The 23,372-nt window shown below is 41.8% G+C and carries 21 protein-coding genes and 1 other RNA gene; 16 read left to right on the forward strand and 6 right to left on the reverse strand.

Annotated features, from left to right (window positions below; all coding sequences use genetic code 11):
* The first annotated feature begins 67 nt into the window (after positions 1-67).
* Positions 68-1,357, forward strand: coding sequence for a serine--tRNA ligase (gene serS / locus ACNAV8_RS02355; RefSeq protein ID WP_103855141.1), 1,290 nt, complete (start codon positions 68-70; stop codon positions 1,355-1,357).
* Between the two features lie 249 nt (positions 1,358-1,606).
* Complete coding sequence (gene prfA, locus ACNAV8_RS02360; RefSeq protein ID WP_194750759.1) at positions 1,607-2,689, forward strand: peptide chain release factor 1; 1,083 nt, start codon at positions 1,607-1,609, stop codon at positions 2,687-2,689.
* A gap of 63 nt (positions 2,690-2,752) precedes the next feature.
* Here the strand turns inward: prfA and prmB are convergent, their stop codons facing one another.
* Both prmB and purE read right to left on the reverse strand, forming a co-directional pair.
* The gene (gene prmB / locus ACNAV8_RS02365) at positions 2,753-3,691 is read right to left on the reverse strand and encodes a 50S ribosomal protein L3 N(5)-glutamine methyltransferase (protein ID WP_103855653.1); all 939 of its coding nucleotides are present in this window, start codon (positions 3,689-3,691) and stop codon (positions 2,753-2,755) included.
* Positions 3,692-3,873: 182 nt separating this feature from the next.
* A complete protein-coding gene (purE, locus tag ACNAV8_RS02370) occupies positions 3,874-4,383 on the reverse strand; it encodes a 5-(carboxyamino)imidazole ribonucleotide mutase (protein WP_103855652.1) in 510 nt (169 codons plus the stop codon).
* A 275-nt stretch (positions 4,384-4,658) separates the two neighbouring features.
* Between purE and pepN the strand changes: the two genes are divergently transcribed.
* The 6 genes from pepN to cdd all read left to right on the forward strand — a co-directional run bounded on the left by pepN (position 4,659) and on the right by cdd (position 12,801).
* On the forward strand, positions 4,659-7,274 hold the full coding sequence (pepN, locus tag ACNAV8_RS02375; protein WP_415777144.1) for an aminopeptidase N: 2,616 nt from the start codon (positions 4,659-4,661) through the stop codon (positions 7,272-7,274).
* A gap of 75 nt (positions 7,275-7,349) precedes the next feature.
* Positions 7,350-8,366, forward strand: coding sequence for a quinone-dependent dihydroorotate dehydrogenase (pyrD, locus tag ACNAV8_RS02380; protein ID WP_415777145.1), 1,017 nt, complete (start codon positions 7,350-7,352; stop codon positions 8,364-8,366).
* A 173-nt stretch (positions 8,367-8,539) separates the two neighbouring features.
* Positions 8,540-9,376, forward strand: a complete 837-nt coding sequence (gene rnm, locus ACNAV8_RS02385) for an RNase RNM (protein ID WP_415777146.1) — start codon at positions 8,540-8,542, stop codon at positions 9,374-9,376.
* A 104-nt stretch (positions 9,377-9,480) separates the two neighbouring features.
* Positions 9,481-10,545: a 3-deoxy-7-phosphoheptulonate synthase gene (locus ACNAV8_RS02390; RefSeq protein ID WP_103855787.1), complete on the forward strand. Its 1,065-nt coding sequence runs from the start codon at positions 9,481-9,483 to the stop codon at positions 10,543-10,545.
* A gap of 42 nt (positions 10,546-10,587) precedes the next feature.
* Positions 10,588-11,712 carry a bifunctional chorismate mutase/prephenate dehydrogenase gene (tyrA, locus tag ACNAV8_RS02395; RefSeq protein WP_103855788.1) on the forward strand — a complete coding sequence of 375 codons (1,125 nt, stop codon included), beginning with the start codon at positions 10,588-10,590 and terminating at the stop codon, positions 11,710-11,712.
* 177 nt (positions 11,713-11,889) lie between these two features.
* Entirely contained in the window at positions 11,890-12,801 is a 912-nt protein-coding gene (cdd, locus tag ACNAV8_RS02400; protein WP_103855789.1) for a cytidine deaminase, read from the forward strand.
* A gap of 37 nt (positions 12,802-12,838) precedes the next feature.
* On the opposite strand, the gene ACNAV8_RS02405 is transcribed toward cdd, so the two are convergent.
* The gene (locus tag ACNAV8_RS02405; RefSeq protein WP_103855790.1) at positions 12,839-13,387 is read right to left on the reverse strand and encodes a KdsC family phosphatase; all 549 of its coding nucleotides are present in this window, start codon (positions 13,385-13,387) and stop codon (positions 12,839-12,841) included.
* A gap of 4 nt (positions 13,388-13,391) precedes the next feature.
* Positions 13,392-14,327: a KpsF/GutQ family sugar isomerase gene (locus ACNAV8_RS02410; RefSeq protein ID WP_103855791.1), complete on the reverse strand. Its 936-nt coding sequence runs from the start codon at positions 14,325-14,327 to the stop codon at positions 13,392-13,394.
* A gap of 120 nt (positions 14,328-14,447) precedes the next feature.
* Here ACNAV8_RS02410 and rnpB point away from each other — a divergent pair.
* Positions 14,448-14,838: RNase P RNA component class A (gene rnpB, locus ACNAV8_RS02415), an RNA gene on the forward strand.
* 129 nt (positions 14,839-14,967) lie between these two features.
* On the opposite strand, the gene matP is transcribed toward rnpB, so the two are convergent.
* Positions 14,968-15,417, reverse strand: coding sequence for a macrodomain Ter protein MatP (gene matP, locus ACNAV8_RS02420; RefSeq protein WP_415777147.1), 450 nt, complete (start codon positions 15,415-15,417; stop codon positions 14,968-14,970).
* 187 nt (positions 15,418-15,604) lie between these two features.
* Here matP and ACNAV8_RS02425 point away from each other — a divergent pair, with 187 nt between their 5' ends.
* From ACNAV8_RS02425 to fabA, 4 genes are all read left to right on the forward strand, one after another.
* Positions 15,605-15,928 carry a hypothetical protein gene (locus tag ACNAV8_RS02425; protein WP_103855792.1) on the forward strand — a complete coding sequence of 108 codons (324 nt, stop codon included), beginning with the start codon at positions 15,605-15,607 and terminating at the stop codon, positions 15,926-15,928.
* A complete protein-coding gene (locus ACNAV8_RS02430; RefSeq protein ID WP_103855793.1) occupies positions 15,912-16,274 on the forward strand; it encodes a hypothetical protein in 363 nt (120 codons plus the stop codon). The genes ACNAV8_RS02425 and ACNAV8_RS02430 overlap by 17 nt, the downstream gene beginning before the upstream one ends.
* Before the next feature lie 42 nt (positions 16,275-16,316).
* The gene (locus ACNAV8_RS02435; protein ID WP_415777148.1) at positions 16,317-18,080 is read left to right on the forward strand and encodes an AAA family ATPase; all 1,764 of its coding nucleotides are present in this window, start codon (positions 16,317-16,319) and stop codon (positions 18,078-18,080) included.
* Between the two features lie 240 nt (positions 18,081-18,320).
* Positions 18,321-18,854 (forward strand): bifunctional 3-hydroxydecanoyl-ACP dehydratase/trans-2-decenoyl-ACP isomerase, encoded by a 534-nt coding sequence (gene fabA / locus ACNAV8_RS02440; protein WP_103852821.1) that lies wholly within the window; start codon positions 18,321-18,323, stop codon positions 18,852-18,854.
* 91 nt (positions 18,855-18,945) lie between these two features.
* Here the strand turns inward: fabA and ybaK are convergent, their stop codons facing one another.
* Positions 18,946-19,428, reverse strand: coding sequence for a Cys-tRNA(Pro) deacylase (ybaK, locus tag ACNAV8_RS02445; protein WP_415777149.1), 483 nt, complete (start codon positions 19,426-19,428; stop codon positions 18,946-18,948).
* 67 nt (positions 19,429-19,495) lie between these two features.
* On the opposite strand from ybaK, the gene ACNAV8_RS02450 reads away from it, so the two are divergent.
* The 3 genes from ACNAV8_RS02450 to dinB all read left to right on the forward strand — a co-directional run bounded on the left by ACNAV8_RS02450 (position 19,496) and on the right by dinB (position 23,282).
* Entirely contained in the window at positions 19,496-20,470 is a 975-nt protein-coding gene (locus ACNAV8_RS02450; protein WP_103855794.1) for an oxidoreductase, read from the forward strand.
* 285 nt (positions 20,471-20,755) lie between these two features.
* Complete coding sequence (locus tag ACNAV8_RS02455) at positions 20,756-22,066, forward strand: NCS2 family permease (protein WP_415777150.1); 1,311 nt, start codon at positions 20,756-20,758, stop codon at positions 22,064-22,066.
* 142 nt (positions 22,067-22,208) lie between these two features.
* Positions 22,209-23,282, forward strand: coding sequence for a DNA polymerase IV (gene dinB, locus ACNAV8_RS02460; protein WP_103855278.1), 1,074 nt, complete (start codon positions 22,209-22,211; stop codon positions 23,280-23,282).
* Positions 23,283-23,372: the final 90 nt, after the last annotated feature.

Below are 23,372 nucleotides of genomic sequence, written 5' to 3' on the forward strand. Positions count from 1 at the left end.
TTATTTTTTTTATCCGATCTAAAATAGAACGGTTTTTTGAGCATATTTATTTTCTAAAGGTAACAAAATGATTGATGCAAATTTATTACGCAATAATCTTGCGGAAGTGGCAGAAAAATTAAAAGTAAGACGTGGCTTCGAGCTAGATGTAGCGCGTATCACAGAATTAGAAGAACAGCGCAAAGCCCTACAAGTTAAAACCGAAACCTTACAAGCAGAGCGTAATGCGCGCTCAAAAGCCATTGGCGCGGCAAAAGCACGCGGCGAAGACATTGAGCCATTATTGGCGGAAGTGGATAATATGGGCATTGAATTAAGTATGGCAAAAAGCCAACTTGATGATGTGCAAGCGGATCTGCAAGAAATTGCCCTTAGCATTCCAAATATTCCTGCCGATGAAGTGCCACTAGGCAACGATGAAAACGACAATGTGGAAATTTCTCGTTGGGGCGAGCCAAGAACCTTTGATTTTGAAGTGAAAGATCACGTTACCTTAGGCGAGCATTTGCAAGGGCTAGATTTTGCTGCGGGCGTGAAATTAAGCGGCGCGCGTTTTGTGGTAATGAAAGGACAAATTGCCAAAATGCACCGTGCGATAGCGCAATTTATGCTCGATTTACATACCGAACAACACGGTTATAGCGAAACCTATGTGCCTTATTTAGTTAATCACGCCACCCTTTATGGCACTGGGCAGCTGCCAAAATTTGGCGAAGATTTATTCCACACCAAACCGCTAGAAGGGGAGCAACCTTACGCCTTAATCCCAACGGCGGAAGTGCCAGTTACCAACCTTGTGCGTGATGAAATTTTAGAGCAAGCGGAACTGCCAATTAAAATGACCGCACATACCCCTTGTTTCCGTTCAGAAGCAGGATCTTACGGCCGTGATACCCGTGGTTTGATCCGTATGCACCAATTCGACAAAGTAGAAATGGTGCAAATCGTAGAGCCAGAAAAATCAATGGAAGCCTTGGAAGAACTCACTGGCCACGCGGAAAAAGTGTTGCAGTTGTTAAATTTGCCTTATCGTAAAGTGTTACTATGTACTGGCGATATGGGTTTTGGTTCAGCTAAAACTTACGATTTAGAAGTTTGGGTGCCAGCACAAAACACCTACCGCGAAATTTCTTCTTGCTCAAATATGTGGGATTTCCAAGCGCGCCGTATGCAGGCTCGTTATCGTGTAAAAGGCGAGAAAAAACCACGTCTTGTCCACACCCTAAATGGCTCAGGCTTAGCGGTTGGACGCACCCTTGTTGCCGTGCTTGAAAACTACCAAAACGCAGACGGCAGCATCACCGTGCCAGAGGTGTTACGTCCATATATGGGTGGATTGGAAGTGATTGGGAAATAATCTCACCTAAAGACGGCTTTACTAATCTGTATCTCAAATGCTGAGTTAAACTCAAGAACTTGAGGTACAGATTTTTTTATATTTAAACAAAGCCAACGCTTAACTATTCAAATTATTAAGTGCGGTGCAAAATAAGCGAATTTTTCTTTGTGCATAAATACGCTGAACTTTGCTTACTGCTATAAATTTTTACCAAAATCGTGCTAGAATAAGCGCCGTTTTTTGTCAGTGGATTTTATAGGTCAACAAATGAAACCCTCTATTATCAGTAAATTAGATAGTTTAAATGAACGTCACGAAGAGCTAGAAGCCTTGCTTGGCGATGCCTCAGTCATTAGCGATCAAGAAAAATTTCGTGCTTATTCAAAAGAATATGCCCAACTTGAAGACGTTGTGAAATGCTTTGCACGCTGGAAACAGTTAAATAGCAATATGGAAGAAGCCGAATTATTGCTCGATGATCCAAGTATGCGCGAAATGGCACAAGAAGAAATTGAAGAATGCAAAGCTGAAATTGAGCAAGTAGAAGCGCAATTACAAATTTTATTACTGCCGAAAGATCCTAACGATGAATATAACTGCTATTTAGAAATCCGCGCAGGAACAGGCGGTGATGAAGCTGGGATCTTCGCGGGTGATTTATTCCGTATGTACAGCCGCTATGCGGAAAGTAAGCGTTGGCGTGTGGAAATGCTCAGCGCAAATGAAAGCGAGCAGGGCGGTTATAAAGAAGTGATCGTCAAAATCAGCGGCGAAAATGTATATGGTCAGTTAAAATTTGAATCAGGCGGACACCGAGTTCAACGCGTGCCAAAAACGGAATCGCAAGGACGAATTCATACTTCCGCTTGTACCGTAGCGGTAATGCCAGAATTGCCAGAAAGCGAATTGCCAGAAATTAACCCTGCAGATTTACGTATTGATACTTATCGCTCATCAGGCGCAGGCGGTCAGCACGTTAATACTACCGATTCAGCGGTACGAATCACCCATATTCCAACAGGCATTGTGGTGGAATGTCAAGAAGAGCGTTCACAACATAAAAACAAAGCCAAAGCAATGTCAGTGCTAGCTTCTCGCATTGTGCAAGCAGAGCAAGAACGCCAAGCAGCGGAGCAAGCAGACACACGCCGCAATTTGCTAGGCTCAGGCGATCGTTCGGATAAAATCCGTACCTATAACTACCCACAAGGCCGTGTTACCGATCACCGCATCAACCTAACGATCTATCGCTTAGATGAAGTGATGAACGGCAAAATGGACGAACTAATCCAACCAATCATCACCGAATACCAAGCTGATCAGCTTGCAGCGTTGTCGGATCAAGGATAGTTTTAATTCAAAGAAACGGTGGAAAAATTTCCATTTTTTCCACCGCACTTATTTTGGGGATAATCAAGAACGATTTAATTCAACTAGTTGTTTTTTGGTTAATGCAAAAACACCTAATCCCCCATTTTTCAGTTCTAGCCACTGGAATGGGGCATTAGGGAATTGTTCTATTAGGTGGAGCATACTGTTCCCTACTTCGCAAACTAATACCCCATCATCGGCTAAATAATCCGGTGCAGCTTTTAAGATTCGTTTGGTTATTTCTAGTCCATCAACGCCAGAACCTAATGCCATTTCTGGCTCGTGGTGGTATTCTTCTGGCATATCGTCAAGGTCTTCTTTATCCACATAAGGAGGATTGGTCACGATAAGATCGTATTTATCTTGGGGAAGATTGTTAAATAGATCCGATTGAATTGGGAATACACGATCACTTAGGTTGTGGTGCATAATATTGATTTCTGCCACATCTAAAGCATCGGTAGAGAGATCAATGGCATCAACCTCGGCATTTGGGAATTGGGCCGCACAGGCAATCGCAATACAGCCACTTCCTGTACACATATCTAAAATTCGTTGTGGTGCTTTGGTGAGCAGTCCCGCAAAGCGGTCTTCAATTAAGGCACCAATGGGGGAGCGAGGCACGATCACTCGCTCATCGACATAAAATTCTAATCCACAAAACCACGCACGATTGGTTAAATATGCCACAGGAATGCGTTGTTCAATGCGTGCTAAAATGAGTTCCAACAAACTTGCTTTTTCACTTTGCGTTAAACGGCTATCATAAAGCTCACTGGGCAAATCAGGGGGAAGTTGTAATGCGGTTAATACAAGCTGTTGCGCTTCGTCCCAAGCGTTGTCATAACCGTGTCCATAATATAAATCAGAGCGATTAAAAGTGCTGTATGTCCAACGCAAAAAATCTTTTAGGGTGTGAAGCGAATCTGGAACGTTGTCCGCGAGAATTTGTTGAATGAGTTCTTGGTTAAATGTGGTCATTAATTATTTCCCAATCAGAAAAGAGTAAATTGATGATTGCCAGATGATACATCAATCAGTTAGGTAAGTCAGCTGATAACGAAAGAACAAATAAAATAGACTGAATTGCAACAATAAAGTGCGGTGTAATTTTATTGATTTTTCAAAAAACTCATAAAATTTTGACCGCACTTTGGCGCGTATTAATCACGCGGATCAGGATTATCTAACACAGTTTGGGTTTGATTTTGGCGGAATTGCTGTAAACGTGCTGCAAGCTCAGGATTGAAACGAGCTAAGATTTGTGCGGCTAATAATCCCGCATTTGCCGCGCCTGCCGCGCCAATAGCTAAAGTGCCAACGGGAATGCCTTTTGGCATTTGCACGATAGAATAAAGGCTATCCACGCCACTTAGGGTTGAACTTTTTACTGGCACCCCCAGCACGGGAACAAGGGTTTTCGCGGCGATCATTCCTGGTAAATGCGCTGCGCCACCTGCGCCTGCAATAATCACTTTATAGCCATTTTTTTCGGCATCTTCAGCAAATTGGAATAATTTATCTGGTGTGCGGTGAGCAGAAACAATCTCAATATGATGGGGAACATTGAGAACCGTGAGAATTTGCGCAGCTTCCTGCATTGTCGTCCAATCACTTTTTGACCCCATTACAATGGCAATTTCAGCATTTTGGCTTGGTTTTTGGTCTGGCATAGTTTTTCCTATTCACAACAAAAATTAACAAAAAACAACCGCACTAGAATAGCATACCTTACGCCTTGTAAGCAAACGATTGCCTAAGGTGGTTGCAAGATGATTGATTGGTGAAAAATGAGTGAAATAAGAGAATTAAGTGCTCGTAGAACAGTTTGTTTTTCTTGCAACTTTGGGCTAAAAATCTTATCCTAACAACAATTTTTCTACCTTAATCTTAAAAGATTTCATATTGGATAACCTTCTTAAAACAACAAGCATACTAGGTGTCATATATGCAGACAAAAGCTAAATATAGAAAAGATTATCGCTCGCCAGATTTTACCGTAACGGATATTTTCTTGGATTTTCAATTAGATCCAGAAAAAACCGTGGTAACCGCTAAAAGCCAGTATCAACGTTTAAACCCAGAAGCAACCAGTTTGCGTTTAGACGGCCATAGTTTTCAATTTGCGGCGATTCGTTTAAATGGGGAAGATTTCAAACATTATCAACAAGATAGCGAAAGTCTAACATTAGATTTAAGCAGTTTGAAAGAAAGTGCGGCGCAATTTGAGTTAGAAATTGTTACCTATTTGAAACCAGCCGAAAATACCTCATTGCAAGGCTTATATCAATCAGGTGATGCCCTTTGTACACAATGTGAAGCAGAAGGATTCCGTCAAATTACCTATATGCTTGATCGCCCCGATGTGCTAGCCCGTTACACCACCAAAATCACCGCAGAAAAAGCTAAATACCCTTATTTATTATCTAACGGCAACCGTATTGCTAGCGGAGAACTAGACAATGGTTTTCACTGGGTAGAATGGCAAGATCCATTTCCAAAACCAAGCTATTTGTTTGCCTTAGTCGCAGGGGATTTTGATGTTTTAGAAGACAATTTTATCACCCAAAGCGGCCGTGAAGTAAAACTTGAGCTTTATGTGGATCGTGGCAACTTAAATCGTGCTGATTGGGCAATGCAAAGCCTGAAAAAATCAATGAAATGGGACGAAGAACGCTTCGGGCTAGAATATGATTTAGATATTTATATGATCGTCGCGGTGGATTTCTTCAATATGGGCGCAATGGAAAACAAAGGTTTGAATATTTTCAACGATAAATTCGTGTTGGCCAACCCACAAACCGCTACAGATGAAGATTATTTAGCCATTGAAAGCGTGATCGCACACGAATATTTCCATAACTGGACAGGTAATCGTGTTACTTGTCGCGATTGGTTTCAGTTAAGTTTGAAAGAAGGGCTAACCGTGTTCCGTGATCAAGAATTTTCTTCTGATACGGGCTCGCGTGCGGTAAATCGCATTAATAATGTGAAATTTTTGCGTACTGTGCAATTTGCCGAAGATGCCAGCCCAATGTCGCACCCAATCCGCCCTGAAAAAGTGATTGAAATGAATAATTTCTACACTGTAACCGTGTATGAAAAAGGGGCAGAGGTGATTCGAATGTTGCATACCTTACTTGGTGAAAAAGGCTTCCAAGCGGGAATGCGCGAGTATATTGCACAAAACGACGGTAAAGCAGCCACTTGTGAAGATTTTGTGCAGGCAATGGAAAAAGCCAATGGCGTGGATCTTAGCCAGTTCCGCCGTTGGTATAGCCAATCTGGCACACCAGAACTCACCATTAGCGATAGCTATGATGAGCGCTCTCATACTTATCGCCTGCAAGTTTCACAGCATACGCCAGCAACCGCTGATCAAATGGACAAGGTAAATTTACACATTCCATTAAAAATCGCCCTTTATGATGAGCAAGGCATTATGCAATCTTTGCAATATCATGGCGAATTAGTCAGTGATGTACTAGATGTAACTGAACAAACACAAACCTTTGAATTTCATAATATTTATTCACGTCCTGTGCCTGCCTTGTTGTGTGATTTTTCTGCGCCAGTGCGATTAGATTATGATTACAGTACCAAGCAGCTTATCACCTTACTGAAATTTGCGAAAAATGATTTTGTGCGTTGGGATGCCGCACAGATGTTATTTAATAATGAGTTACGTCGTAACTTATCTCGCTATCAACAAGGACAACCTCTTGAATTTTCTCAAGAAATTTTGACCGCACTTCATCAAGTGTTAGAAAATCATCAGAAAGATCCTGAATTAACTACCTTAATTCTCACGCTGCCAAAAGAAACAGAATTTGCTGAGTTATTCAAAACTATTGATCCAGAAGGCATTGCGGTTGTACGAGAGTTTATGCAACGCACTCTAGCAGAATATTTAAAAGCAGATCTGTTCCGCATTTATCAGCAAATCCATTTGGAAGATTATCGTGTGGTGCAACAAGATATTGCCTTGCGCGCTTTGCGTAACTTATGCTTAAACTATTTGGCTTACACCCATTTAGGCAATAATTTGGTGCATAAGCATTATGTCAATGCAAATAATATGACCGATTGTTTGGCGGCGTTATCGGTGGCGACTAAAGCACAGTTAGCTTGTCGTGATGAATTATTGGCGGATTTTGAACAAAAATGGCAGCACGATGGTTTGGTGATGGATAAATGGTTCACCTTGCAAGCTACGCGCCCTGATGCTGATGTACTACAAATTGTGGTGCAGTTGATGGATCACCCAAGTTTTAACTTTAACAATCCAAACCGTGTACGCGCCTTAGTGGGCAGTTTTGCTAGCCAAAATCCACGCGCATTCCACGCCGCGGACGGCTCGGGTTACCGTTTCTTAACGGATATTTTAATTCGTTTAAATGAAACCAATCCGCAAGTGGCATCAAGATTAATTGAGCCATTAATTCGCTTTAAACGTTATGATGCACAGCGTCAAACCTTGATGAAACGTGCCTTAGAACGCTTGAGTGAAGTAGAAAATCTGTCTAAGGATTTATTCGAAAAAATCGAAAAAGCCTTGCAATAATCCAATATAAAAGTGCGGTCAAAAATCACCGCACTTTTTTACAGTTTAACTATCCAGTGAGATAAACGAGTGAATATGTATCCTTTAATCCGAAAAGCGCTTTTCAGTCTTGACGCTGAAAATGCCCACAATTTAACTATTCAGCTATTAAAACTGGCTGGCAAACCGCCTTTTGTAACCCTAATGAAAGCCTTATTAGCTTGTCCGCAAGGGCAGGAAAGAACGGTAATGGGTGTGAAGTTTAAGAATCCCATTGGCTTGGCCGCAGGGGCGGATAAAAATGCCGAAGCTATTGACGGCTTTGGCGCATTGGGATTTGGCTTTATTGAAGTGGGAACAGTAACACCGCTCGGGCAAGAGGGTAATCCAAAACCACGCCAGTTTCGTCTAATTGAAGCGGAAGGCATTATTAATCGCAACGGCTTTAATAATCAGGGCATTGATTATGTGATTGAAAATGTCAAGAAAGCACGCTTTGACGGTGTAATCGGCATAAACATTGGTAAAAACAAAATCACCCCTATTGAACGGGGCAAGGAAGATTACCTTTATTGTTTGAATAAAGCCTATAATTATGCGGATTACATTACGGTAAATATTTCCTCGCCCAATACGCCAGATTTACGCCAGTTGCAATATGGCGATCCGTTAGAAGATTTATTGCAAAGCATTAAGGCGCGCCAGCAAATTTTGGCAAGCCAATATAATAAATATGTGCCGATTGCGGTGAAAATTGCGCCAGATTTAACGGAAGCCGAATTGGTACAAATTGCCGATACGTTACGACGTAATAAGATTGATGGTGTAATCGCCACCAATACCACCATTGCGCGCGACAATGTACAAGGCTTGAAAAATGCGACAGAAATTGGCGGCCTAAGCGGTAAGCCATTGCAACAAAAAAGCACGCAAATCATCGCTCGATTACATCAAGAATTAAACGGCGAAATCCCAATTATCGGCAGTGGCGGCATAGACAGCGTTGCCAGTGCACAAGAAAAAATCGCAGCAGGTGCGCAATTATTGCAAGTATATTCAGGATTGATTTATCAAGGGCCGGCGTTAATTAAAGAATTGGTTAAGCATTGTTAATTGATACGGTAGGCGAGAGATTTACACAGTACTTGAAATGGCAATAAACAAGTCTATATTAAGGAATAAGGCGATTAACAGGGCGGGCGAATGTCCGCCTTTATTTTTTATTTTTTTAAGGCGGAAAATCACAAAAAAATGACCGCACTTTTTCATTTTATTTAGGAACAAAAATGCAAAAAATTTATGATTTACATTGCCATAGCAGTGCATCAGACGGGGTATTAAGCCCTAAAGAGGTGGTGCAACGCGCTTATGATAATCAAGTGTCCGTGCTGGCTTTAACCGATCACGACAGCGTGGCAGGTTTAGATGAAGCACAAGCGCAGGCAGATTTATTAGGGCTCACACTGATTAATGGGGTAGAAATTTCCACTCAATGGGAAAATCGTGCCATTCATATTGTGGGGTTAGATTTTGATAAAACTCACCCAAAAATGACCGCACTTTTGCAGCAGCAAGCAGAAAAACGCTTAGAAAGAGCGGTCAAAATTGGTGAGAAATTAGCGAAGTTAGGTGTTGAAAATGCCTTTGACGGAGCGAAAAAATTCACCCAAGGAGAAGTTACCCGAGCGCACTATGCGCGCTATTTAGTGGAAATCGGCAAGGTTTCTAATATTAATCAGGCTTTCAAACGTTATCTAGGGCAAGGGAAGTCAGCTTATGTAAAAGCGGAATGGGTGGATATTCCTAGCGCGATTGACATTATTCACCAAGCAGGTGGTGTGGCGGTGTTAGCGCACCCATTGCGCTATACCTTAACCACCAAATGGCTCAAAAAACTGATTGCGGATTTTGCCCAAAGTGGGGGCGATGTCATTGAGGTTTCTGGCTGCGGGCAAACCAAAGATCAACGCTTATTGCTCGCACGCTGGGCGCTTGAACAAGGTTTGCTTGGCTCTGTTGGGTCGGATTTCCATTTTCCTTGTGGTTGGATTGAATTAGGACGTTCTCTTGAATTGCCAGAAAATGTGCTACCTGTTTGGCAGAAATTTCGCACTATTTTGTAAATTCCTTGTAAAACAAGTTGAATTTGCTTTAGTTTAAGTGTAATTTATGCGTTACATATATTGTATATAAAAATTTACACTTTAATTTTGAGTAGGAAAGAAAAATGAACAATGTAAATCACAAAGACAGTATTCATAATGTAAATATTGTTAATGAAAAAGTGCTAATCACGCCAAGTGAACTGAAAGAAAAATTACCGTTACCGCAGCATTTACGTCATCAAATTGAGCAATCGCGCGCTGATATTGCCAATATCATTCATAAAAAAGATAACCGTTTATTAGTGGTGATCGGCCCTTGTTCGATTCACGATCCCCTTTCTGCGTTGGATTACGCAAAACGTTTGAAAGCTTTATCTGATGAGCTAAAAGACGAGCTGTACATTGTTATGCGCGTGTATTTTGAAAAACCGCGTACCACCGTGGGTTGGAAAGGCTTAATTAACGATCCGAAAATTGATGGCAGTTTCGATGTGGAACACGGTTTGCACATTGCGCGTGAGCTTTTGTTAGAGCTGGCAGAAATGGGCTTGCCACTTGCCACTGAAGCACTTGATCCGATCACGCCACAATATATGGCAGATTTATTCAGCTGGTCAGCCATTGGCGCAAGAACCACCGAATCACAAACTCACCGTGAACTGGCATCTGGCTTATCAATGGCGGTGGGATTTAAAAATGGTACAGACGGTAGCATTGCCACTGCGATTAATGCGATGAAAGCGTCAGCAATGGGGCATAGCTTTATAGGCATCAACCAGCAAGGGCAGGTGAATTTGCTCAACACCGCAGGCAATCCAAACGGACACATTATTCTGCGTGGTGGAAAAGCGCCAAATTACCAAGCGGAATTTATTCAACAAGCTGAACAAGAATTACAAAAAGCAGGCTTAGAAGCTGCGATTATGGTGGATTGCAGTCACGGCAACTCGAATAAAGATTACCGCCGTCAGCCGATTGTGGCAGAAGATGTTACACAGCAAATCGCTAATGGTAATAAATCCATCATTGGTGTGATGCTAGAAAGCCATATCAACGCGGGCAATCAAAGTGCTGAACAGCCAGTCAGCGAAATGAAATATGGTGTGTCAATTACAGACGCTTGCATTGATTGGGAAACCAGCGAGCAATTATTACGTCAAATGGCACAAGCATTGAGCAAAAAATAACTGGCAAAAATCATCAGACTGTAAAGAAATAAGGACAATAACGTGGACGCCCTAAAAGAACTGCGTACAGAAATTGATACACTGGATCAAGAATTATTGCAATTATTCGCAAAACGCTTGGCATTGGTAAAAAAAGTGGGGGAAATCAAACATCAACACGGCTTACCCATTTATGTACCAAATCGTGAAGCAGAAATGTTGCAAGCAAGACGGCAAGAAGCAGAAAAACTTGGCGTACCGCCTGATTTAATCGAAGATGTACTACGCCGTTTAATGCGCGAATCTTACACCAGAGAAAATCAATTCGGCTTTAAAACCGTTAATCCCAACATCAAAAAAATTGTGATTGTGGGCGGAAAAGGCAAGCTGGGCGGATTATTCGCACGTTATCTGCAACTTTCGGGTTATCAAGTAGAAAGTTTAGGGCGAAACGATTGGGACAACGCCGCGCAGATTTTATCGGGTGCAGATGTGGTTATTGTGTCTGTGCCTATCGTAAACACGGTGGAAACCATTGAACGTCTTGCACCTTATTTAACAGAAAATATGTTGCTCACCGATCTCACCTCGGTGAAAAAAGCCCCGCTTGCCAAAATGCTGGAAGTGCATAAAGGGGCAGTGGTGGGCTTGCACCCAATGTTCGGGCCAGATATTGCAAGTATGGCAAAACAAGTGGTAGTGCGTTGTGATGGGCGTTATCTAGAACGCTATCAATGGCTATTAGATCAAATCAGCATTTGGGGTGCGAAAATTTATCAAGTGGACGCCGCCGAACACGATCAAAGTATGACTTACATTCAAGCCTTACGCCACTTTGCTACCTTTGCCAACGGTCTGCATTTATCCAAACAACCTGTGGAATTGGCGAAATTGTTAGCCTTATCTTCGCCAATTTACCGCTTAGAACTGGCTATGATCGGACGCCTATTCGCCCAAGACGGCGCACTCTATGCGGACATTATTATGGATAAACCAGAAAACCTTGAAGTGATCGAAAGCCTAAAACAAAGCTATGAAGAAAGCCTGAAATTCTTTGAACAAGGCGACAAACAAGGCTTTATCCAAGCTTTCGAACAAGTACGCGATTGGTTCGGCGATTATTCTGAACAATTCTTAAAAGAAAGCCGCCAACTATTACAACAGGCGAATGATTATCGCGAACATTAGTGAAGAACAAGTGAAAGGCTTGTTTTTATCAGTGCGGTGGAAAATTTGAAAATTTTTTACCGCACTTTAAATCTGAATAAATATTTGATTAAGCTCACAAAATTAACTTTTCTTTAAGATTTTTCCTCTATTCTGCACTATGATAGCGAGAGTTTTAGCTTGAAAGGAGAAAGCAGTATGAAAAATCATCTTCAGCAACACATTTCAGATCGCATTCAGCAATCATTGGGATTATTAGAAAATCAACAACTCGCCCAAGATTTATGGCATATTCTTGCAGAACAGCATTTCCAAGGCTTTTTACCGCAGTTTGTGGTGAATCATCTTTGCGAAAAATATCAATTAAGCGCCAAAGACTTCGCCCTACTTTTATTGCCGATTAGTGCAAGTTATGCCAATCCTACGATTTCTCATTTTAGCGTAGGGGCGGTGGTTACAGGGGAAAGTGGCAGTCTTTATTTCGGGGCAAACCAAGAGTTTTGTGCTACCAATATTCAACAAACTATTCACGCGGAACAAAGTGCGATTGCTCACGCGTGGATGCGTGGAGAACGGAAATTGACTGACGTAACAGTAAACTATACCCCGTGTGGACATTGCCGTCAGTTTATGAATGAATTAAATAGTGCGGAAACCCTGCATATTCATTTGCCGCATAGCCAGAATAATTTGCTGCACAAATATTTGCCAGATTCTTTTGGTCCAAAAGACTTGGATATTACCTGCCGATTATTTGATGAACGTCATAATGGTTTAAATTATCGCACAGAAGATCCCGTTATTTTGGCAGCGCTAAGTGCCGCTAATCAAGCTCACGCGCCTTATTCGCAAAGCTATTCAGGCGTTGCAATTCAGCTTCAAGATCAACAAATTTTTTCTGGTCGCTATGCTGAAAATGCGGCATTCAACCCAACCTTGCCTGCCTTACAAGTGGCATTAAATTATCTATTATTAAGTGGCAATGAGGTGGAAAATATTCAGCGTGTAGTGATGGTTGAACAGCCTTTAACCCTTTCTTATCAAAAAATGGCAGAAGAATTATTGGCTTATTTGGGAGAGGTGAAATTGGAATATATTTTGCTGTCTTAGCGATAGAAAAACGGTCTAGCTTAGACCGTTTTTTGTTTTACTGCGCCATATTTTCTACGGTTTTAAGGAAACCTTGTGCGGTGGCAAAGGCATCACTTTTGCCTTGCGCGCGCATAATCATATCAGACATTTCACGAAATGCACCTTGTCCGCCGTGGCGTTGTAGCACATAGTCGGCACAATCTTGTACATAATCCATCGCATCGCCTACGGCAAAGGCTAATCCGCACACCGCAAAAGCGGGTAGATCCACGCTATCATCGCCGATAAATGCGGTTTCTTCGGGGCTTACGCCAGCTTGTTTCATTAATTCAAAACAGGCGCTTTCTTTTTCTAATTTGCCTAAAAAGAACAGTTTAATCCCAAGATCGGCAATGCGCTTGCGTAAAATCGGGGAATCTCGCCCTGAAAGCACGGCAACTTGCACGCCATTTTCCATTAACATACGAATACCCAATCCATCACGAACGTGGAAACTTTTGAATGCTTCACCGTTGGCATCATAGTGAAGTAAACCGTCTGTGAGTACACCGTCCACATCGGAGATCACGAGTTTGATATTTTGTAATTGTTCGTTTGAAATCATAGTATTAGCTCGAAAATTCAATTAAACCTACCACATTTTTAGCGTCATCTAACACGATTAATGAATGAATTTTGTTTTCTTTCATAAAGTTTTCCGCTTCCGCTAAATAGCAATTTGCGTTGATGGTTTTAGGTTGAGAAGTCATTAATTCTTGCGCAGTTTTGCTGAGTGCGTCCGCGCCATTGCGGGTGAGTGTTCGGCGAATATCACCATCAGTGATAATGCCTTTCAATTCATTGTCTTGCATAACAATCGCAACCCCCATACGCCCCTCATTCATAATGGTTAAGCAATCAGTAAATGAGGTGGTGAGCTGCGCGATGGGTAATTTGGTTTGCATTTGATCTTTCACGCGGGATAACAAGCGTTTGCCTAAACTTCCGCCTGGGTGATATTTCGCAAAATCTTCAGGTTGGAAATTTCTTGCGGTGATGAGCGCAACGGCGAGGGCATCGCTCAAGGCAAGGGTAACCAGTGCCGAGGTGGTGGGCGCAAGGTTATTCGGGCAGACTTCCCGCTCCACCGTAATATCCAGCACATAGTCGGCGTGTTTTGCAAGGGTAGATTGCTTATTGCTAGTTAAGGCAATGATTTTATTACCAAAATTCTTTAAGCTCGGGATCAGTTTATTCACATCATCGGTTTCGCCGCTGTAGGAAATCAACATCACAATATCAATGGGCTTGAGCATTCCCAAATCGCCGTGAAAGGCTTCTGTCGGGTGCAGGAAAAAACTTGGCGTGCCTGTGGAAGCAAAGGTCGCCACCATTTTCTTACCGATCAGACCTGATTTACCAATTCCGCCTACCACCAAACGCCCTTCGCAATTTAGAATTAATTCCACCACTTGGTTAAATTGTTCATCTAAACGCTGGCTTAGTTGTAGCAAGGCTTTTTGTTCCACCGCAAGGGTGTCTTGTGCGATTTTGAGATAATCCATTGTTGCCCCTTTTATATTCAGCAAAAGTGCGGTTATTTTAGCGTAAGTTTTTTGCGAACTCTAGCAGTCATTTATCTGAGTTTTCTTGCATTTGTTTGATATTCCGCTATACTCTCGCCCTGAGTTAGCCAAACAATCGCTGGTTTATTGAAGCCCTAAACCGTTTGTATAAACGACCTAGTGGGACAAATAGACGAGAGGAAAGTCCGGGCTACATAGGGCAGAGTGCCAGATAACGTCTGGGAGGCGAAAGCCTACGACAAGTGCAGCAGAGAGCAGACCGCCGATGGCTCGTTTGAGATCAGGTAAGGGTGAAAGGGTGCGGTAAGAGCGCACCGTGTGAGTGGTAACATTTCACAGCAGGGTAAACTCCACTCGTAGCAAGACCAAATAGGAACTCAATGGGTGGCCCGCTCAGAGTTCGGGTAGGTTGCTTGAGCGTTTGTGCGAACAAACGCCTAGATGAATGATTGTTCAACGACAGAACCCGGCTTATCGACTAACTCAAGGAATAAAATAGCCTCCAGATTTGGAGGCTTATTTTTTGCCTGAATTTAGTCTAAACAGACGTTTGAAAAATACCGTAAAATCCCACCGCACTTTCAATTTCATCATCATTGTATAGAGGGAAAAGTGCGGTCTATTTTTTCAATAAATCCTTCAACCCCTCTTTCATTGCCGACATTTGATGCTCATAGGCTGCTTTGCTTTCCCGCTCATCAATCATATAAGTGATGGTTTCAGACAGGGTCATTTTCATTTTCTTAGCATATCTTGATAAGCGCAACCAAACAGAATATTCCAAATCAATAGATTTTTTCTTAGTAGTTTGCTTTTCCGCATTGAAAAAACGCTTACGCCGCGCACGAATCGCTTGGTCTAATTTCACCACTAAATTAGGCGAAAGATGGCTTTTCACCCATTCTTCCGTTTCCGCCGCATTATTTTGCGCGGCAATTAAACGGCGTACCATTTCTTGTTGCAAACTGCGCTCTTCATAACGCGTAATTTGCTCCCCTTCACGGGCTTTTTTGGTTAAATAGAGCCATTTCCAGTGTGCTTCTTGATTTTCTAGCTTTTGGTATTTCATCGTATTTCCTCAAACTCCGTTACGGGGTAACTCTGTATAAGTTTACGCTGTTTCGATTTTTTTCGCTAGTAAATTTTTCTCATTTATATCAATGGAGAGATTAGTTTTGGTAAAGTGAGGAAACGCATTATTCTTTACAATCTATACTATTTATTGCAAAATGCGATAGATTATTGAGGAGAATTCTATGTCTGATTACATTTCTAGAGCGGAGTTTGAGCGATTTACGCGTTATAATGAGGAACGCTATCTCTCCCTTTTTAACCGAGTGTTAGGGTTAGATCTCGTTTTACGAGGGATTGTGTTGCCATTATCTACACAGCAGAGTTCTGAAAAGGTGATACAAGATATTGTATGGCTATTAGATGACGTAAAAACTCAAATGATTACTTCCGATAGTATTGCACCTGAGCATCAAAAAGATATTTTTGCAAGCACAAATGAAATGATAAAAATGTTGCAGGATAGACTTCATAAAATGGAGAAACAAGGCAATGAAAACAAATTATGAGCGCTCATTAGTGATTGGCACCGTTGTTAGCACCTATGCCTCAACTTATACTGAGCTAAAAGGAAGACAAGAAGAGCTGGTTGCTATTGAAGGAAAAATAAGTGAAGTAAAAGAAGATATTGGAGAGCTCAAAGCAGATTTTAAAACAATGGAAAAAACCTTAATTGAAATTAGTCATAAACTTGACAAAGTTGTTGAGGAACGTAAATGGTATAAAGCCGCGGCGGGTTTTGTAATTGCTGCATCAACAGCAATTATTACATTTATTGCTTTTCTCATTTCATATTCAAGTGAGGTAACTGCATTCAAAGAACTTCTTACTCAGATTATTCAAAAATCTTCTTAATAATCCACCTTTTCAACTATTACCCAAAGAGAGCCACACACTTTGCCTGCATTATTTAATCAAGTTTTATCTTGGCAGAATTTGCGTCCTGAGTTAGCAGGGCAAGCAGATTTTCCGCAATCTATTGATTTTTTTGACCTACAATCGCGCGCCCGCGCGAGCGTTTCGCAATTCTTGCAAAATTCTGACCGCACTTTATTAGTGCTAAAAGCCGATCAGCAAGGGGAATATGCGGTGCTGCTGGAAAAATTTATCAGCCAGTTCCAGCCACAACCTTTGTCTTTAAAAGGCGTGCATTATCATATTGAGCAAGGTTCTGAGCAAACATTGCCTAAAATTACGTTGCAAAATGCGACCAGCGTGGAAGATAATTTTGCCGCGAAAAAACAAGTGGCGAGTGCGATCTATTATGATCAACAACGATTATTCGGTAATGTCCGTTCAAATGGCCAACAGATAGCGTTACAAAGTGGCTTGGTGCATCAGTTAAACGGTGGTGTGTTGATTTTAAGTGTTGAGCCTTTATTAACGCAGGTGGGCTTGTGGGAACGCTTAAAACAGCTTTTGAGTGAACAGCATTTCCATTGGCAATCTTTACATCCTTATAAACCGCTGCCTTGTGATATTCCCAGTTACGATCTGGCATTAAAAGTGATTTTATTGGGGGATCGCACGCAATTGGCGTTATTAGAAGAATTAGACGAAAGCCTTTATCAGCTTGCCGATTACGGCGAAATTGAAAGCTATTTTTCCCTTGATAGCGAGCAAACGCAACAGCAATGGAAAGGTTATGTACAATCTTATGCGAAACAGCTTGGTATTCAGCTCACCACGGACGGAATGAATCGACTCTATCAGCTTTTGGTGCGAGAAAGTGAGGATCGTCATTGTATTAATATTTCGCCGTTAAAGCTAAAAGAGATATTGAGTAACACGCGCACGTTGGCACAATGCAATGAATTAAGTGCGGTGCAATTTGAGCAATATTTTCAAGCCAAACAGCAACAGCAGGGCTTTTTGCAACAACAAACCTATGCGGATATTCTGCACGAACAAATTTATGTGGCAACCCAAGGCGAAGCGGTGGGGCAAATTAATGGACTTTCAGTGATTGAATACCCTGGTAGCCCAGTTTCCTTTGGTGAGCCATCGCGGATTAGCTGTATTGTTCAGCTTGGCGAAGGGGAAGTGATTGATGTCGAGCGCAAAAATGAGCTGGCAGGTAATATACACAGTAAAGGCACAATGATTGCTGAAGTGTGTTTAGCAAATATTTTAGATTTGCCCACTCAACTGCCGTTTTCTGCGTCTATTGTTTTCGAGCAATCTTATAGTGAAATTGACGGCGATAGCGCTTCGCTTGCGTGTTTCTGCGTGCTGGCCAGTGCCTTGGCATTGCAGCCCTTGCCGCAATCTATTGCTATTACAGGGGCAATCGACCAATTTGGGCTGGTGCATTCCGTGGGCGGTGTAAATCAAAAAATTGAAGGCTTCTTTGCCATTTGTGAAAAACGGGGTTTAACGGGCAAGCAAGGGGTGATTGTGCCTTCTGCGGTGTTAAATCAGCTGAGTTTATCGGAAGCTGTGATAAGTGCGGTGAAAAATCAGCAATTTTCCATTTGGGCGGTAGATGATGTGTTCCAAGCCTGTGAAATACTGTTTAAACGCCATTTGTTAGTTGAGGAAGATAGCACTTACAAAGAACAAAATCAGCCATTGAGCGAGCTGATTAGCCAACGTTTAAACACCCATTCGGAACAACAAAAAAGCGGTTTTTGGCATTGGTTATTGGGGCGAAAAAGTTAAATTTTTGCACCGCACTTTGTGTCAGACTTTGATCATCTTAAAAGTGCGGTGAGATTTTTCTATATTTTATTTAGGCGAGCAGCGATGTTCGCCTTTTTTATTTCTCAAAATTGAATAATTTACTCACTGATCGGACAAGTTGAGCGAACAAGTGTTAGCTATATCTATTTTCTTCTAATCCTGATATTATGCGGAATAAATTGATACGTTGCGTATTTTTATACATAGAAGGAAACAAAAATGATGGACAGTTGTACACCAAATAAAAAAAGTAGCTACAGCTATGAGGATCTATTGGCATCAGGACGTGGTGAATTATTTGGCGAACAAGGCCCACAGCTCCCCGCACCCACAATGTTGATGATGGATCGCATTGTGGAAATGAATGAAACAGGTGGCGATTTTGAGAAAGGTTACATTGAAGCGGAATTAGATATTCGCCCTGATCTTCCTTTCTTTGGTTGCCATTTTATTGGCGATCCTGTTATGCCGGGTTGTTTAGGGCTAGATGCAATGTGGCAACTTGTCGGTTTCTATCTGGGCTGGATCGGTGGCAAAGGAAAGGGCAGAGCCTTAGGCGTTGGTGAAGTGAAATTCACTGGGCAAATTTTGCCAACAGCGAAAAAAGTGATTTACCGCATTAATATGAAACGTGTGGTAAACCGCAAATTAGTGATGGGCTTAGCAGACGGTGAAGTTGAAGTGGACGGGCGCGTAATTTATACCGCCAATGATCTTAAAGTCGGCTTATTCCAAGATACTTCAGCGTTTTAATGATGATATTATTGTAATATTAATTGGAACCAATTCCCTTATTGGCTCAGGCGTTACCCTTTTGCGCTTGAGCCTTTTTTATTTTGCTTGTTTATTCTGTATCGTCCACAATATCCGCAAAACTGGCTTGCAATACATCAGCTAAATCTTGCGGTGCGAGTTCCACACTTAAACCGCGTTTACCACCCGAAACATAAATTTGTGAAAAATTTAAGGCAGATTGAGCAATCACCGTTTTCAGTTTTCTTTTTTGTCCTAAAGGGCTAATTCCCCCCACTAAATAACCTGAACTTTTCTGTGCCGCATCTTTATCCGCCATTTCCACTTTCTTCACGCCAATGGCTTTTGCCGCTTTCTTTAAGTTCAGCATATTTGCCGTAGGAAGCACAAAACAAGCGAGCTTTTTCTGATCGCCATTTTCCGCCACAAGCAAGGTTTTAAAGGATTGCTCTGGCGGAATGCCTAATTTTTCCGCCGCCTCATCGCCAAAATGCGTATTATTGGGATCGTGATCGTAATGATGAAGCACAAAAGGGATTTTTTGTTTTTTTAATAAATCAATAGCGGGTGTCATTTTCTTTTCCTGTCAGAATTCGGTAAAATATAACGCTTATTTTACGCTGATTATCGAGAGAGAAAAAATGTTAAAAATTGCGATTGCGGCAGAATTTGAATTAGCCGAAAAACTGGCTGAATGCTTAGAACAAAGCCAGCTAGAAATAGACCAGCTATCCGTGGTGGAAATTTTTCCATTTAACGAAGAACAAGGCATTCGTTTTAATAATAAAGCGGTGGCACAAATTGTGCCAGATGAAGTGGATTGGGCAACTTTCAATTATGTGTTTTTCGCAGGCGAAGTGTCCGCTGCCAGCCATTTAGCGAAAGCCGCAGAAGCAGGCTGTGTGGTGATTGATCTATTCGGGCTTTGTGCCAGTTTACCTGATGTACCACTGGTGATCCCAACGGTTAATGACGCACAATTAGTGGAGTTGCGACAACGTAACATTGTTTCTTTACCTAATCCGCAAGTAACCCAAAGTATTCTGCCATTGAGTGAAATTTTGCAAAATTATCCATTAAAACAAATGGTTGTCAGCTCGCTTCTGCCAGCTTCTTATATGGGCGATGAAAAAGTGGCGCAACTTGCAGGGCAAACTGCACAACTATTAAATGGTATCCCTTTAGATGAAAATGTTCAGCGCCTAGCCTTTGATGTTTTCCCTGTAAAAAGTGCGAATTTGAGCGCGCAAGTGCAGAAAATTTTCCCACAGCTTGATAATGTAGTGTTCCACCAAATTCAAGTTCCTGTATTTTACGGCCTTGCCCAACAAGTCAGCGCCTTTTTTGATTATGATGTGGCCAGTGAAGCCGTAGCAGAAATGTGGCAACAAAATAGCTTGATTGAATACCACCCAGAAAGCCAAATTACCCCTGTAATTAATGGCGAAAATGAAAACGGTGAAAGTGAAGTCAAACTGCACATCAGCAATCTTAATCAGCGAGAAAGTGCGGTGGAAAATGGCATCGAATTTTGGTCAGTGGCAGACGAACAACGCTTTAACCTCGCCTTAATGGCTGTGAAATTAGCCGAATTGGTGTATCAATCGGGTTATTGATTTTCTCTTAAAGAGTTCAAAAAGAAAGAGTTCAAAAAGAAAGAGTTCAAAAAGAAAGAGTTCAAAAAGAAAGAGTTCAAAAAGAAAGAGTTCAAAAAGAGAGTGCGGTGAAAAAATTTGCGTTTTTTCTACCGCACTTTATTCATATTAATTTTATATAAATTACAGCCATTTCTTTAAAAAACCTATCGCGAAATCGTTTTCGTTCTGCTAGAATTGGCAGGAAAAACACCCTTCTTTAAGTTGCGTTTTTCATCTTTTTTATCAACGAAATTGGATTAAAAAATGGAAAATCAGTCTGTTCTACAAAAACTTTTTAAACTCAAGCAAAAAAATACCACAGCAAAAACAGAAATTATCGCGGGGATCACCACTTTCTTCACGATGGTTTATATCGTTTTTGTTAATCCGTCCGTGTTAGGTGATGCGGGAATGGATAAACAAGTGGTGTTTGTTACCACCTGTTTAATCGCTGCTTTCGGCACGATTGCAATGGGCTTGTTCAGTAATTTGCCTATCGCACTCGCTCCCGCAATGGGGCTGAACGCCTTTTTTGCTTATGTAGTGGTGAGCAAATTGGGCTACTCGTGGCAAGTGGGAATGGGGGCGATCTTTTGGGGATCGGTTGGCTTATTAGTGCTAACGCTGTTCCAAATTCGCTATTGGTTAATGGCATCAATTCCGCTCAGTTTACGTGTCGGCATCGGGGCGGGGATTGGCTTTTTTATCTCCCTGATCGGCTTTAAAAATATGGGCCTAGTGGTGGCAAACCCAGCAACTTTAGTGGCATTAGGTGAGCTACACAATCCGCAAGTGTTAATGGGGATTTTGGGCTTCTTTATTATCGTTGTGCTAGCGGCACGCAATATTTATTCTGGCGTGTTGATCTCCATCGCAGTGGTTACAACTTTAGCCTTATTATTTGATGATAGCGTTGTGTTTCACGGGATCATTTCAATGCCACCAAGCCTTGAACCAGTGGTGGGCAAAGTGGATATTGTCGGCGCATTAGATACCGCCTTGCTCGGCATTATCTTCTCTTTCTTGCTTGTCAATTTATTCGATTCTTCAGGCACTTTGTTGGGTGTAACCGATAAAGCAGGGATTAGCGATGAACAAGGCCGCTTCCCGAAAATGAAACAAGCCCTTTATGTGGATAGCGTGAGTGCCGTGGCGGGATCGTACATCGGTACTTCTGCAATCAGTACTTACATTGAAAGTGGCGCTGGTGTTTCCGTGGGCGGACGCACGGGAATGACTGCCGTTGTAGTTGGCGTGTTGTTCTTATTAACTATTTTCTTCTCGCCATTAGCGAGCGTTGTGCCACCTTATGCCACCGCAGGCGCATTGATTTATGTGGGGATTTTAATGGCTTCAAGCTTAATTCGTGTGCAATGGGAAGATTTAACCGAAGCCACACCTGCCTTTATCACCGCAGCAATGATGCCGTTCACTTATTCCATTACGGAAGGCATTGCTTTTGGCTTTATTAGCTACTGTGTAATGAAAGTTTGCACAGGTCGTTGGAAAGAAGTAAACGCCCCTGTTTGGGTGGTATCCTTACTCTTTATTGCCAAATTCGTTTGGGTTGGCTAACTCTTTTTAATTAGGGCGAAAAATTCGCCCTAATTTTTTACCGCACTTTTGTTATTTTCGATTTGCCTTAAAAACAGGTAAAATATTGCCAATTTTGCACCGCACTTTGTCCATTATTTTTTTTCCAGAAATTTACGCCACGATGTCAAAAACAAGAAAAATCATTCATATTGATATGGATTGCTTTTATGCTTCTATTGAGTTGCTAGATAAACCGTATCTCAGAGGGAAGCCTGTGGCTGTTGGGGGAGGGGCAGATCAGCGTGGTGTGTTGAGTACCTGCAATTATGAAGCGAGGAAATTCGGTTTGCATAGTGCGATGCCAACAGCACAGGCGTTGAAGCTTTGTCCGAATTTGATTCTGTTACCTGTAAATATGGCATTGTATAAACAGGTGTCGCAACAAATTCAGCAAATTTTTTATCGTTATACACACTTGGTTGAGCCGTTATCTCTTGATGAAGCCTATTTAGATGTTACAGATTGCGATAAATGCTCAGGCTCAGCCACTTGGATTGCCCAAGAAATCCGTCAAAAAATTTGGCAGGAAACCCAACTGACTGCATCAGCGGGCGTTGCACCGTTGAAATTTTTAGCCAAAATTGCCTCGGATAAAAATAAGCCTAATGGGCAGTTTGTAATTCACCCCGATGAAGTGGCGGAGTTTGTGAGAAAGTTGCCATTAAGTGCTATTCCCGGTGTCGGAAAAGTGACAACGCAACGTTTGTTAGAAATGGGGCTGAAAACCTGTGCTGACGTGCAAGGTTTTGAACAACATCTATTGTTAAATCAATTAGGTAAAGTGGGGCAGCGTATTTGGTCGTTTAGCCTCGGAATTGATGAACGAAAAGTGCAACCTGAACGGTTACGCAAATCTGTTGGGGTGGAAACAACATTATTGCAAAATATCACTGAGCTGCGTGATGGAGAAGCGGTTTTAGATCACCTCTACCCGCAATTAATAGAGCGTGTGCTGCGGGCTTGTCCGCATATTTCTTTGGAAAAACTCAATAAAATCGGGATTAAACTCAAATTTGAGGATTTTCAAATTACCACGCTAGAAAAAAGTGCGGTCAGTTTTCAGCACGAAAATTTTCGCGCATTGTTATCGCAAATTTGGCAACGTCGTCAGGATAAATCCATTCGATTAATTGGCTTACACGTTAATTTACCCGAGCAACAAGAAGAAAAACAGATGAGTTTATGGGAAAACTGATCCGTTAAATCTTGAAATTACAAAATTTATAATTATATTGGTTATTCCTTTAATCATTTATTGGATAATCAACTACATACTCACAGCGAG

It is taken from the genome of Avibacterium endocarditidis, from assembly GCF_965138825.1.
Classification (GTDB): Bacteria; Pseudomonadota; Gammaproteobacteria; order Enterobacterales; family Pasteurellaceae; genus Avibacterium; species Avibacterium endocarditidis.

Coding starts and splice junctions, on each gene's coding strand:
- serS (WP_103855141.1), top strand. CDS start 68: ATGATTGATGCAAATTTATTACGCAATAATCTTGCGGAAGTGGCAGAA.
- pyrD (WP_415777145.1), top strand. CDS start 7,350: ATGTATCCTTTAATCCGAAAAGCGCTTTTCAGTCTTGACGCTGAAAAT.
- purE (WP_103855652.1), bottom strand. CDS start 4,383: ATGCCAGACCAAAAACCAAGCCAAAATGCTGAAATTGCCATTGTAATG.
- prmB (WP_103855653.1), bottom strand. CDS start 3,691: ATGACCACATTTAACCAAGAACTCATTCAACAAATTCTCGCGGACAAC.
- prfA (WP_194750759.1), top strand. CDS start 1,607: ATGAAACCCTCTATTATCAGTAAATTAGATAGTTTAAATGAACGTCAC.
- ACNAV8_RS02425 (WP_103855792.1), top strand. CDS start 15,605: ATGTCTGATTACATTTCTAGAGCGGAGTTTGAGCGATTTACGCGTTAT.
- ACNAV8_RS02405 (WP_103855790.1), bottom strand. CDS start 13,387: ATGATTTCAAACGAACAATTACAAAATATCAAACTCGTGATCTCCGAT.
- ybaK (WP_415777149.1), bottom strand. CDS start 19,428: ATGACACCCGCTATTGATTTATTAAAAAAACAAAAAATCCCTTTTGTG.
- ACNAV8_RS02410 (WP_103855791.1), bottom strand. CDS start 14,327: ATGGATTATCTCAAAATCGCACAAGACACCCTTGCGGTGGAACAAAAA.
- rnm (WP_415777146.1), top strand. CDS start 8,540: ATGCAAAAAATTTATGATTTACATTGCCATAGCAGTGCATCAGACGGG.
- matP (WP_415777147.1), bottom strand. CDS start 15,417: ATGAAATACCAAAAGCTAGAAAATCAAGAAGCACACTGGAAATGGCTC.
- ACNAV8_RS02390 (WP_103855787.1), top strand. CDS start 9,481: ATGAACAATGTAAATCACAAAGACAGTATTCATAATGTAAATATTGTT.
- ACNAV8_RS02455 (WP_415777150.1), top strand. CDS start 20,756: ATGGAAAATCAGTCTGTTCTACAAAAACTTTTTAAACTCAAGCAAAAA.
- cdd (WP_103855789.1), top strand. CDS start 11,890: ATGAAAAATCATCTTCAGCAACACATTTCAGATCGCATTCAGCAATCA.
- ACNAV8_RS02430 (WP_103855793.1), top strand. CDS start 15,912: ATGAAAACAAATTATGAGCGCTCATTAGTGATTGGCACCGTTGTTAGC.
- fabA (WP_103852821.1), top strand. CDS start 18,321: ATGATGGACAGTTGTACACCAAATAAAAAAAGTAGCTACAGCTATGAG.
- pepN (WP_415777144.1), top strand. CDS start 4,659: ATGCAGACAAAAGCTAAATATAGAAAAGATTATCGCTCGCCAGATTTT.
- ACNAV8_RS02450 (WP_103855794.1), top strand. CDS start 19,496: ATGTTAAAAATTGCGATTGCGGCAGAATTTGAATTAGCCGAAAAACTG.
- dinB (WP_103855278.1), top strand. CDS start 22,209: ATGTCAAAAACAAGAAAAATCATTCATATTGATATGGATTGCTTTTAT.